Source organism: Vibrio sp. ED002 (assembly GCF_023277445.1).
Lineage (GTDB): Bacteria > Pseudomonadota > Gammaproteobacteria > Enterobacterales > Vibrionaceae > Vibrio > Vibrio jasicida.
This window is the reverse complement of the sequence record NZ_CP080238.1, coordinates 664,123-675,800: the sequence shown is the minus strand read 5'-3', so window position 1 is coordinate 675,800 and position 11,678 is coordinate 664,123. Positions and strand designations below refer to the sequence as shown.

The window sequence follows — 11,678 nt, the reverse complement described above, 5'->3', positions numbered from 1 at the left end:
ATTTACGCTTATGAGAGCAAGGTTACGAAGACGAACGATCCTAGTGGCTGCTTTCCCTTTCATTTCCTCAAAAATAGCGTACAGTTTGCTGGTTTTTCACTAAAATCCTTCCATTATGTCTAATGCAAAACTCCTTCTTGTTCGTGGCTTGCCGGGCTCTGGCAAGACAACGCTGGCCAAGCAATTGTCCAAACAGCTCAAAGCAAAGCATTTTGAAGCTGACATGTATTTTGAGAATGAAAATGGCGAGTATGTTTTTGACGGTACGAAGCTGGCAGAAGCGCATGAATGGTGCTTTCAACAAACGCGCAAGTGGCTAAGTAAAGGTAAGACAGTGATTGTGAGTAACACGTTTGTGCGTCGCTGGGAAATGAAACGCTATGTAAAGTATTGTGAAAAGAAGGGGATTGAAGTGGAAGTTCAGGTCTGTCGCGGTGAGTACTCAAGTGTTCATAATGTACCACCAGCGACGATTGAAAACATGCGTCGCCAGTGGCAAGAGTAACGCTTCTACCTTTGTGAGCTCATTGACCTCGACCGTCGATCATGACGACTAAGGTTTTGCTCATAATGGTAATGTCCATGGAAATCCAAGAATAGAAAGAACTTAAGCTCAGTGCATAACTGTGGTCAAAACCTACCTTGCGACGAACGTCCTCGATGCAAGAATCGTAACCTTGATTCACTTGTGCCAATCCAGTGATGCCTGGTAAAACACCGTATGTTCGTTCGACAAAAAATGGGATTTCGTCTTCCAGTTTTTGATAGAAAGCAGGGCGTTCAGGGCGTGGGCCAATCAGTGACATTTCACCTTTCAATACGTTGAACAATTGTGGTAGTTCATCCAATCGTGTCTTGCGTAAAAAACGGCCAACGGGCGTAATACGTGGATCATTTGCCGATGCCCAAACTGCGCCAGATCGTTGTTCTGCGTCGACATACATGGTGCGAAACTTCATGATTTCGAATAAATCCATTTTTTCTGGTGTGCAGCGTCCAACACGAAGTTGACGATAAATAATAGGGCCACGCGAATCGATGACAATCGCCAAAGCAATCAAAGGCATGATTGGCGCAGTCACGATTAAGACCAATAGCGAAATGAGAACATCGAAAGCTCGCTTAGCTAGGTGAATGTTTGAATCGTAGCGTGATGTCTTCATGATGACTTCCTTATTGATTAATGCGTTTCCAACGCCCATTTTCCATTCCGAGTAGGTAACGCAATCCACCTGCAAAGTTGGCGATATGTCCTACGACCATGTAACTGATTAATTTGAACGGTTTGAATATATTGAAAACCGGAACAAAGTAAGTGATCAGCGCGACGAGATATACCGTTAACTGCCCAAACATTAGAATCTGAAATGCTGGATAGTGATCAAGCAGCAATGAGCTCACCAAGCATAAGATCATCAGATAAGGCGTCGCGAGACGCAGTACCTTTCCCGATAGAAATGCAAATGCGGTGCCACGATAACGGGGAAGCAGCAGCTTTTTTAGCTTTAAGAATTGCTGCATATTCCCGGCAGAAATACGCAGGCGACGTTGGAAGTCCGAACTGTCTGAGCTTTCTTCCAGTTCGATGGCTAACATTTTTGGTTCATAAACGGAGTCATAACCTTGAAGCACAATGCGCATGGGCAAAATGAAGTCGTCATTGATGATCTCAGGCTCTAATGGCGAAAACAGTTTGGTTCTAAACGTATAAAACGCGCCATGAGAACCGATGGTCGATCCAATCAACGACTCTTTGTATTTTACTTGAGATTGATAATGCCAATATGCCGCTTCACCTTCGTTTTGGGTTGTCATGATTTGATAGGTTGCATTAACGACGCCGACGTTTTCATTTTGGTAGTGCTGGCTAGCAAGTAGTAAAGAGTCACACGACACCAGCGCGGAAACGTCACTCAAAGCAGTAATGTCCGAAATGACGTTTTCCATTTCTGCGTTGAGAAGTGCCACTTTACCTCGGTTGATTCGATGATCGTGGATGATGAACAAGGTATCGGCACAAATGGCTTCTTGAATGGTGTCTTGCGCAATATCAGCGGTATTGTCAGAGCACCCGTCACAAGCAATTACCACGGTAAGCTTATTTCTCGGATAATCTAAACTAGCAAGGTTGCGAATTTTCTCTGCTATCCACTGTTCTTCGTTATAAGCGGGAACGATCACCGTAATGGAGGGTAAAGTACCGTCGCTTTTTGACGCTTTATAGTTACCTTCGCCTCGTTTCGAGGAAACTTTACTTGTTCTGCGATGAGCAGATAACCAGTTGAGAATAAGGGGGTAGCCAACGTGGTGGTAAATAATCAGTAGCGCAGATAAAACGAAACCCGCTGTCCAAAGTAAATCACTCATAAGAAGTCTCCCCAGATAAAACAGCATAGCGATTAACCATATCGCGAATATCAAAGTGCTTAAGAATGTGTTTTCGTGGTGAACGAGATTGTCGTGATAAGTAGTTTGTTAACGCTTCCGTGAGCATTGGGACTCGGTTTGGTTCTACCAATGCACTGGTGTGAGGACATAATGTTTCCTTTACCGCGCCGACATTGCTGGCGATACAAGGTACGCCGCATGCTTGTGCTTCCAGTGTTGAAAGTGGAAAACCTTCTTGTAATGATGGCAAGCAAAACACATCGAGGCTTTGATAAAAGCTTGGCATGTCATTGACTAACCCGAGAAACGTCACTCTTTCTTCTAGGCCGAGAGTCCTTACTTGTGCCTCAAGCAAATCTCGCTGGCTGCCACAACCAGCAAGCGCGAGGTGTGTGCTTTCTGGTAATTGCGAAAATGCTTTGATTAGGATTTCTTGTCCTTTGACGGCCTCTAAGCGGCCAGCGGTTCCAATGATAAACTTGTCGGTTGGTAGCGAGAATGTTTGTTTAGCTAACAGCCCATTGCCGTCTTTGAATTTTTCGCAATCGATGCCGTTGTGGATCGTTTTTACTCGTTCATAACCCAAGTTATTGATGATTTGTTCTGCGACAAAATCGGCGTCTGCGACAACCTGAGGACGAAGCAATTTGAGCAGGGCGGTTTGCAATCGTGCGGCTTTTCTGTTGTTAAGATGCCAAGCATCGTGCTCGGTATGGATTAAGGCCTTCACTCCGTGAAGCCGAGCGGCGATGCCTCCGTAGAGAAGAGGCCCGATATGATGGGTATGTACCACATCGGCATGCAGTTGTTTTAATGTCTTCTTCAACGCTTTGAGTGTGACAAGATCCAAACCAGATTGTTTGTTGAGAAAGTGGAGTTGGTCTTGATAGTCTGCTAACTTTTCCCAATGGTTTAGCGCGGTGTACCGGTTTCCCTCTAGACTAATGACAAAAACGGAGTCTTCTGCTTTGGCAAAGCGAAGCATCTCAAGAACCAAGGTTTCTAAGCCTCCAGGTGCGAGATGCTGAACGACATGAACGATCACTTTGCCTTTGCTCTTACTATTACTTTCTCGGGTCTTAACGTTTTCCATTCCTCAGCCCTCGACGTCAGTTGTTATCAGTAATACTGCACAGTGCATGCCAATCATTAAATTCAGTTAAAACATATGGTTAGAGTAGACTTTGGTGAGGTGCTTAAAATGACACAAAATTATTCTCAAATTGAAATTCATATTCGTTGTGCACTTTCAAATAAGTAAGAAGTTGATAAATAAGAAAAAGCACCCGAAGTTCGAGTGCTTTGATTGTGCTGAGGGGGCCGTCAGTGAAGAGCTAAAATGTCACCTTTGGAATCGTAGTGATGACAGCGACGCCTAAGTGATTTTCTAATGCCTTACGTGAACGGATAGAGTTGTCAGCCAGCTCGATAAGAGTTGCGATGCCAATTCCTAATCCCGTACCGCCAATGAGCCCCAGAAGGACGAAAACAATACTGGGTAGATTAGAAGGGAGGGTTGGCGTGTAGGGTTCATCAATGATTTTTACCCGTTTGTTTTCTTCGAACACACCGAGAGAACCCGTCAATTGAGCCATCTCATAACGCTCAACCAAATCATCGTATAATTCGCGTTTGACTGCGACGTCTCGTGCAAGCCTGTTTATCTCAGTCGCGGTACTACCAAAACGGTTGGCGTTGTTTTCCAGATCTTGAATCATGTTGTAGAGACTATCGGTTTCTTCTTCTAGCGACTCGTATCGACCTCGCATGATTTGCAGCTGATGGAGTTGAGAGACAAGCAAGGGTTGTGCGTCGCCAAGGTTGCTGACCGTTGCCGTACTGGCAATATCCCAAAGCTGATTACTGTTCATTTCCGGTTGTTTAGAATTAATCAGTACCGTACGTTCTTGCTCAAGTCGATTGAGTTCTCGGACTTTACCTTGAACCAGACTGTGTGCTTCGGTGTATTTAGCACGAAGCAGCGTCAACTCACTGCGTATTTCTATGATCTGTTCTTCAATCTTACCGATAACTGGGTTTGTTTTAGAAAGTTGTTGGTCCAAACTACCCAAGCTGCGTTTTACCCCGGCTAGCTCTGCTTCCTTCTCTGCCAAGGATTGCTTGAGACTGGCGAGTCGAGACAAACTTTGCGCCTGCATCTCGGGTGTTGCGTGGGCGTAAGTATTTTTGTACTCAGCAAATGCTTGTTCTGCTGCATCAAGCTCTGTGCGCCTCTTATCGATATGAATCGTCAGGAAGTGACTGGAATCTTTAATAGAGGAGCGCTCTGGTGCAAGCAATTGTTCGACAAAATGATTACTGACCGACGTGAGCATCGCTTCCATGCCATCTGGTGTCTTGTTGGTAAGTTCGATTTGAATGAAGTCTTTACCCAACTGTTTGACGGAGAGTCGACTGGCGAGATCTTTAATAATGAACTCTTGTTCCTTTAGATCCATCTCATCGTTTATCAACCCTTGTTCTTGAGCGACGGAGAAGAGCACGTGTCGGCTCTTTAATAATGTACTCAACGCGTTGATACGGTCTTTCAGTTGAGTAGAAACGGCCAGATCTTCAAGAAACGGATTCATTTTGGCGGTTTCCTGTACCAGCATGCTGGTGTGCGCAACGTAACTTGTAGGCAAAAGCTTGCTGACAATAAAACCAAGGACGGGCAGCACTAGCATAGGGACCACGATCAGGTAACGTCGACGCCAGGCCCCGTGAAGCAATACAGATAGGTTTTCTCTTAAATCGCTCATAGTGACCTCACGAGTTGTTCAACTTGAAAGGCTCTCGATGCCCAGCTTTGTTTTTCGATCAAAGCCATAGAACCAATTGGAGGAGGCAGTAAATGATTTAAGCTGGCGCATACATCCTCGGCATCCGCTGCAACATGCAACATCTGTTTGTAAGGCATGAGCGCTGGGAAAGTGGTGCTGATAACAGGTGTGCCGGTTGCTAAATACTCCAAAAGCTTGAGTGGATTACACGCTTTAATCTGAGCATTGTTGACGAAAGGTAACCAACTCGCATCCCAGTGCTGTGAGTAGCTTGGCAACTGTTGATGTGCTCTAGGTCCAAGGTAGTGGACATTAGTTCGTTGTGGGAGCGGGTTGTGGGGCAGTTCGTTTGGCCCAATAAAAACGAGATCCCAATCGGGTGCTTGAACCGCTACTTGTTCAATCAATGCATAGTCTAACCATTCGGATAAACTGCCGTAAAAGCCAAGTATTTTTCTGCCATTATCTGGCAAGTCGTTAGCTTTGACTGCGGGAGTTGAGAATAAGGTGAAATCCACACCGTGAGGGAGGGTGACAGTTTTGTCTTGTGGGAATTTAGCCGCCAGTTTTTCACTCGCGGCCAAAATGAGGTCGCAGCAATCAATCAAATCCTCTTCGTGTTCCAAGACCGTTTGATGATCGACGCCGGCGAGTGCACCAAAATCGTCGCCACAATAATAAACGATGCCAGAGTTATCCATACTCTTACACACATCAACGGCAGTCGGCAGAGACGTCCAGAGTACCGGTTTTTCAAAGCCAAGCTCTTTTAGCTTTCGCTTCAGTTGATGTTGCATCATGCTCGAAGCCGCCTTCCTTGCCCATTGAGTCCGCGGGGCAGGGATGGTGAGTAGGTTAATCGTTTGAATGCTGGCGCTCATGTGGCAGTCTTGATTGAACATTGTATTGTTCTGTGTATGTGCATCAAAAGAACGTGTGAGTTTGTTAACAATGCGCTTTACGTCTTTTGTCACCAACCTCGGTTGCCTTAAACCGATGGAATTAACCCACAGGATGCGGTGATTGTCTGTCAGATGTTTAATGATATGTTGAGTGGAAGAAGGCAATCCGCCAAAGTCTTCGCCAAACACTACGATGTCCGTCATCATTTTCTCCTTTGAGCCAACTTTATGATTGTTCTAATAAGTAGACTTATCACATTGCGTGCCAAGGAAATAACTTAATAAAAACAGATGGTTGAACTTAACGAGAGAAAGGGCTATGACGCTTTCGCATTTTGACAATCAGATTGAACGATACGATGTATCACAATAGTCAGCGCGGCTAGGATGTATATTGGCCAAGTAAACCCTTGAGTTAAAAAAGTACCGGAAACAATCGTACCGATAAGACCCCCCAAGACGGCGTTTGCTCCAATAGACAACGTATGGTCACTAGTAGGGGTGAGCATCTGGATGGTCTCACGAGAAGTTCGAATCAAAGACACAATCAGCGCGATAAACACGAATAAACCAACAAATCCAGTTTCAGCTAACACGCCAAACCACGTGCTGTGTACGGCGTGATTGAGTCCATCCCAATGAGAACTGTAGAAGAAGTAGTTATTGTAGAAGTTGTCTATCCCGATGCCCGTTAATGGGTTTTCTATCGCCATTTTTATTGCGGCTTCCCAAGCATAAATCCGTCCCATTGCGGACTCGTCTATCCCTTCTTCCGCGGCACCGCCAGACGAGCGGCCAGAAATCCCTGCAACGGCATAAAGAACGAGCGCCCCAACCAGCCCTAGAGAGATAACTAACGCTTTGCTTTTGATGTGTTTAAACGCAAAGTACGCAAAGACAGAAAGCGCGCCAAGTAGGCCTCCTCGGCTTTGTGTTTCTAATATCGCGAAGAACAACACGACACAGGTGATCAATGCAAACAAGCGAAGAACAAAGCTGGCTCTTTTCTCTAGCAATTGGCTAACAGTAAATGCAAGTGGGAACATCAGTACTAAAGATAAATCATTTGGATCACCAAGTACCGAACCTAAGTCGCGGCTGATGGTCACGCGTGAGCCTTCGACCAATCCTATACCATTACTCGCGTTAGACAGGGCGGTTAAGCCAACCAATAGTCCTGCTAGCATGATGGCTTTCGACATTTGAGCAACTTGTTTTGGTGTGGTGATGAGCCAAGTTATCGCTAGCGTCATTACGATGATCTTCCAATAAACACTGTTGAATTCATCAATCGCAACAGGGCGGTTTGAAGCGAATGCTACGCCTAATGTCACCAGAACCCAAAAAATGGATAGCCATTTCAAGCAAGGGTGCCAAAACGCAATAATTTGACGGCTAATCAATAAATGAAATGACAAGGCCATAAGAGCCCCAAGTGAAAGCAGCAAAGGAATTTTGAAGTTGTAAATCACCGGAAAGGTTTCGTGAATCCGAAAGAAAGAAAAAATCACAAACAGAGTCACGAACCAGAAGGTTTGGTTGAGAACAAACAAGATAGCCAATGGCGCAAAACAAAGTACGAGAATCAGAATTGGATTTGGCATCACCAACCATAACAGCGCGATACACGTCGTGAGCGCGATCGCGATGATGGACTGCTTCATTCTCAATTCAGCGCTGATCATAGCGGTGTTCTCTTCATTTGGCCGCGCCACTTGAGCCAAAAGTGGTGCACGTTACTTTTGGTTTGCGCATCAAAGTAACGAAACGCTATGGTCGCGATGAGCACGCAACTTGTGAAACATACCAGCATGATAAGTGGGGTAGAACCGGCTGAATGAATCAAGAATAACGACGCGCCAGCAAGGATATGTAGTATTACCATTAAGCTCAGGTGGAAAGGGAGCTTCATGCATTGTTGACCAATGCTAAAGGTCAACGCCAGTCGACAAAGCTGAGCATAATAAAGAGCGATAAACACACCGAAGATCCCTAGTGCTGATAAGCTGAACAACATCGCAAGACCAATTGCGGCCGGTATTGCATTAATGCCCATTAACCAGTGGGTCTTCCTTTTGTATAGGATGCTAATACACAGCAAGTCACTCCATTCTTTAAGTAGGGCTATCGGTAAAAGAAACAGAACATAAAGCGACGCTTCTCGATACGCCACAGGCAAGAAATTGTTGATAATGATTACGGCTAATGAGCCTACGACTACGACTAGAAATGTCAGATAAATCATACCTAGGTGGGTGATTCGCGTCGCTTCGTTGGCGCCCTTTTTCTCTAAAATCGAAAACCGTCTTGGCGACCACCACATGGCAAAAGGTTGTGCCAAAAAACACATACCAATTGCGAATTTAAATGCGATTGTGTACACCCCTAGCGTTGCTAACGATGCATTTGCCCCAATAAACCAACGTTCTGCACCATTTAAACAAAACATGATTAAGCCCGAGCACATAATGGGATAGCAGTATTTAAAGAATTGTTTTGTCGAGATAAAACTCGGAAGAACCAATTGATAGCGATTGATGAAGTGTAACCAAATTAATTGTGCCGCAGCAGCGAGCAGCCCACCAAGTAAGACGGACAGCACCGTTTGGCTAAATTGAAGCGCGATGATAATGAACGCCGCTTGAAGTGCCGTGGTCGTCACCATCACATACAACAAGGTTTTCGCCTTGTCGTCTTGTAGTCTTAGCCACGCTGTCCCTATCGCAATCGCTCCCTCGAAAGCAATGGCAACTAAGGCAACCATCCATTCTGTCTTAGTAAAAGGTTCTGGTACGGGCATAACAATGATGATCGTAGCCAAGACCAAAGCGATAGGAACAGAGATAAGCAATGAAAGAGAGTAAATTTGGTCTAGCAGTGACTTCCTTTTCTGCGGGTCGTCTTCCACGCCAGCGAAGCGATTTAGGGCTTCATGCAACGCTAGGCTAATGATTAAAGCAATCACAATACCAACAGACGCGATGATTTCCATTTTACCGATTTGTTCCGGTGTCAAATATTGCGGAAGTATTGGTAGCATGATTAAGCTAATGCTCTTGTTGATCACCAGTGCAATGGCAAAGAGTGACATGTTGGTCATTGCTCTAGACATGGTCATATCCTTTGACGTTGTTGCGCTTTTTCGCGCTGGATTCATTTTGTTGTTCTGGGCCTGAGCACAAATGCTGAGTGATTGGGAAGTAACAACGTTCAGCCGTATAAAGTTGAGCGACATTGAGTGCTTCGATTCCCATCGTTACCTTTAACCATGGATACTCATTGAGTAAGCGAATCGCGTTGTGCAGCGAGGCCGCGTCGTTGGGTGTGTATTTGATGCAATTTTTTCCGTCAGTAAGGATTCGATCCCAGTAACTGTCATCATGTGGAATTACCACACACATTCCTGCGGCTAATGATTCCAAAATTGCAAGACCAAACGGCTCATTCTCTGCTGTTGCAACAAACACACCACATTGTGCTCTTAGGTCATCAAGGTTTGCTGGTGCCTCGTACCAATCGACACTTTTTGCAGTTAAATCAGGGGTTAAGCATTCATCATCAATTAGGTTGGGTTGGATATAACACACGGTTGCTTTGAAGTTTGTGCCGTTTTCCAATTGAATGGCGTCTAAGAGCAAGTCGACGTTTTTGCGTTTTAGGAGAGTCGCTGCCCAAAACACGCGAGAGGACATAGGATTCGCTTGCTTTGGCCAACGCTCTGAAGAGAGACCGTTGACGAATGATGAGGTATTTAGGTCTGCCCAGTAACGTTTAACTGCAGCAATGGGTTGGTTGAGATACGCTTGCAATGCGTGGATTATGGATTCGCGACAACTTGCCAAGTAATAGATACTGGTTGCTTTTGTGACGCAATAACCTGCAGATCGTGATTTACCAACCGATTGGCTGATGATTTGAACGATTGGTTTACGGTTCAATAAGCGCAATAGATACAAAGGCATATCGTTGTTGGGATTAGAAAGGCCGAGTAGCCAATCAATTTTGGGTAATCTGCACAAGATGAACAACAATTGGAAAAGGTAAAATCCATTCATTAACCAATAAGCCAGACCATGCTGAGAAATAATCGGCGACCGACGAACTTTAACGACTTGAATACGTTCGTCATCTTTCAGTAACCGATTCCAGTGCTCTGGGTGAGTCGTTGCTACATAACCGACGACATCTCGCTGATCGCACTGTTTTAAGAGTTCAGCATTTGCTGTTTTTGAACCGCTTTGCAACGGGATAGTGTCCAACATCAGTACGTATTTCATGACCCTATCCTCAATTGTGTTTTAGCCAACGAGGCATAGGTTTAAGACTGTGCGTGGGTGGTATAGAAGCCGTAGGCTCATGTGCCAGCTCTGCATGATAAATTGACTCTATCGCGTTCACCGAAGCCGAAACGGTAAGGTGTTGCGTCGCGTAGTGATAAGCATTGTGAGCAATTTGATTTCGCAGCGGAGCATCATTTAGCATGCGCTGCACAGAATTGAGCAGACCGGCCATCCCATGATTGGAATACAGAAGAGCACTGTGATTGTGTTCGACTAATTCAGGGATAACACCGATTTTTGGGGCCACGATAGGCAATTTTGCTAACGCAGCTTGCCCAATCACCAGACCGTAGTCTTCTTCGTAAGCACCACTGATAAAGGCGTCGACGTTGCCTGTCATCCATGCGTCTTTGTTATGCTGTTCCCCGACAAAATGCACACGGTCTTCAACACCAAGATCCGCTGTGAGTTGTTGTAAGGGGGCTTTTTCTTCCCCGTCTCCAACAATCACAAGGTGCGGATTATTCTGATGATAGTTGTGCATGTGAATCGCGCGAATCAGGCGATCAAAACCTTTACTTTTTATCAGAGCACCAACGGATAGGAAGGTGAAAGCGTTTTTTGGGATACCGAGGTAGTCCTTCACATCAACCGACGGTTCATTTCGGTTTAACGAAACGCCATTGTGGATCACGTGTAAGTTCTCTTTTGGGTAGCCGTCGCGGGCCAGCTCTTGGCTTATTCCCTTACTGACACAGATCAGCTTTGGCGACATGTGCAAGTCAAGTGAAAATCGATCACGGATGGGATAATGGCAATGCAGCTGCGTAACCAAAGGTATGTGGTTCATTCGTGTCGCCAGACACATCCACTGACAGGTCGCACCATTGTTCACATGCACAAGATCGATAGCGTGCTTTTCGATGAGTTCAGAGCCTTGCTTGATAAGGCGATTCCATGCGCTGATGTCCCAGCGGGGCGTACTCCAGCCTCCGACTAACTTGAAGGGAGAATATTGAGTTTCAATCCCCATCTCTCGGCATTTTTCAATTAAAGGCTCACAGTTCGTCCAGACATAAGGCAAGAACTGCTCACGATCAATGCGCGACAAAAGATCAAGTAATACAACTTCGTTGTGGCGAAGCCAGTTGTCGCCATAATGAACATATAGAATGCGTTTTGGAGTAGCCATCGTCGTCACCTCGGTTTGCCCTTTTGTTTACTGGGATACTGCAACCGAGATGCCAAACCTTATCATTTGTTTAAGTTACTGATTTAATGGAGTAAAGATATTTAAGAGTAGGTAGGGGAAAGCAAGTTTTTCA

The 11,678-nt window shown here is 45.3% G+C and carries 10 protein-coding genes; 1 reads left to right on the top strand and 9 read right to left on the bottom strand.

The window, feature by feature from the left end; translation table 11 throughout:
* Positions 1-115: 115 nt before the first annotated feature.
* The gene (locus ITG12_RS03355; protein ID WP_038872641.1) at positions 116-505 is read left to right on the top strand and encodes an ATP-binding protein; all 390 of its coding nucleotides are present in this window, start codon (positions 116-118) and stop codon (positions 503-505) included.
* A gap of 19 nt (positions 506-524) precedes the next feature.
* On the opposite strand, the gene ITG12_RS03350 is transcribed toward ITG12_RS03355, so the two are convergent.
* The 9 genes from ITG12_RS03350 to ITG12_RS03310 all read right to left on the bottom strand — a co-directional run bounded on the left by ITG12_RS03350 (position 525) and on the right by ITG12_RS03310 (position 11,545).
* Positions 525-1,163 (bottom strand): sugar transferase, encoded by a 639-nt coding sequence (locus ITG12_RS03350; protein WP_038875097.1) that lies wholly within the window; start codon positions 1,161-1,163, stop codon positions 525-527.
* 10 nt (positions 1,164-1,173) lie between these two features.
* Positions 1,174-2,367: a glycosyltransferase family 2 protein gene (locus ITG12_RS03345; RefSeq protein WP_038874968.1), complete on the bottom strand. Its 1,194-nt coding sequence runs from the start codon at positions 2,365-2,367 to the stop codon at positions 1,174-1,176.
* Entirely contained in the window at positions 2,360-3,481 is a 1,122-nt protein-coding gene (locus tag ITG12_RS03340; protein WP_038874970.1) for a glycosyltransferase, read from the bottom strand. The genes ITG12_RS03345 and ITG12_RS03340 overlap by 8 nt, the downstream gene beginning before the upstream one ends.
* A 241-nt stretch (positions 3,482-3,722) precedes the next feature.
* The gene (locus ITG12_RS03335) at positions 3,723-5,150 is read right to left on the bottom strand and encodes a GNVR domain-containing protein (RefSeq protein WP_038874973.1); all 1,428 of its coding nucleotides are present in this window, start codon (positions 5,148-5,150) and stop codon (positions 3,723-3,725) included.
* Positions 5,147-6,277 carry a glycosyltransferase gene (locus ITG12_RS03330; protein WP_248873944.1) on the bottom strand — a complete coding sequence of 377 codons (1,131 nt, stop codon included), beginning with the start codon at positions 6,275-6,277 and terminating at the stop codon, positions 5,147-5,149. The genes ITG12_RS03335 and ITG12_RS03330 overlap by 4 nt, the downstream gene beginning before the upstream one ends.
* A gap of 113 nt (positions 6,278-6,390) precedes the next feature.
* Positions 6,391-7,758: an O-antigen ligase family protein gene (locus ITG12_RS03325; RefSeq protein ID WP_038874979.1), complete on the bottom strand. Its 1,368-nt coding sequence runs from the start codon at positions 7,756-7,758 to the stop codon at positions 6,391-6,393.
* The gene (locus ITG12_RS03320) at positions 7,755-9,185 is read right to left on the bottom strand and encodes an oligosaccharide flippase family protein (RefSeq protein ID WP_038874982.1); all 1,431 of its coding nucleotides are present in this window, start codon (positions 9,183-9,185) and stop codon (positions 7,755-7,757) included. Before ITG12_RS03320 ends, ITG12_RS03325 begins: the two co-directional genes overlap by 4 nt.
* A complete protein-coding gene (locus ITG12_RS03315) occupies positions 9,178-10,350 on the bottom strand; it encodes a glycosyltransferase family 4 protein (RefSeq protein ID WP_038874984.1) in 1,173 nt (390 codons plus the stop codon). Before ITG12_RS03315 ends, ITG12_RS03320 begins: the two co-directional genes overlap by 8 nt.
* Positions 10,351-10,360: 10 nt before the next feature.
* Entirely contained in the window at positions 10,361-11,545 is a 1,185-nt protein-coding gene (locus ITG12_RS03310) for a glycosyltransferase (RefSeq protein WP_038874986.1), read from the bottom strand.
* Positions 11,546-11,678: the final 133 nt, after the last annotated feature.

Coding starts and splice junctions, on each gene's coding strand:
- ITG12_RS03355 (WP_038872641.1), top strand. CDS start 116: ATGTCTAATGCAAAACTCCTTCTTGTTCGTGGCTTGCCGGGCTCTGGC.
- ITG12_RS03335 (WP_038874973.1), bottom strand. CDS start 5,150: ATGAGCGATTTAAGAGAAAACCTATCTGTATTGCTTCACGGGGCCTGG.
- ITG12_RS03315 (WP_038874984.1), bottom strand. CDS start 10,350: ATGAAATACGTACTGATGTTGGACACTATCCCGTTGCAAAGCGGTTCA.
- ITG12_RS03320 (WP_038874982.1), bottom strand. CDS start 9,185: ATGTCTAGAGCAATGACCAACATGTCACTCTTTGCCATTGCACTGGTG.
- ITG12_RS03325 (WP_038874979.1), bottom strand. CDS start 7,758: ATGATCAGCGCTGAATTGAGAATGAAGCAGTCCATCATCGCGATCGCG.
- ITG12_RS03310 (WP_038874986.1), bottom strand. CDS start 11,545: ATGGCTACTCCAAAACGCATTCTATATGTTCATTATGGCGACAACTGG.
- ITG12_RS03350 (WP_038875097.1), bottom strand. CDS start 1,163: ATGAAGACATCACGCTACGATTCAAACATTCACCTAGCTAAGCGAGCT.
- ITG12_RS03330 (WP_248873944.1), bottom strand. CDS start 6,277: ATGACGGACATCGTAGTGTTTGGCGAAGACTTTGGCGGATTGCCTTCT.
- ITG12_RS03340 (WP_038874970.1), bottom strand. CDS start 3,481: ATGGAAAACGTTAAGACCCGAGAAAGTAATAGTAAGAGCAAAGGCAAA.
- ITG12_RS03345 (WP_038874968.1), bottom strand. CDS start 2,367: ATGAGTGATTTACTTTGGACAGCGGGTTTCGTTTTATCTGCGCTACTG.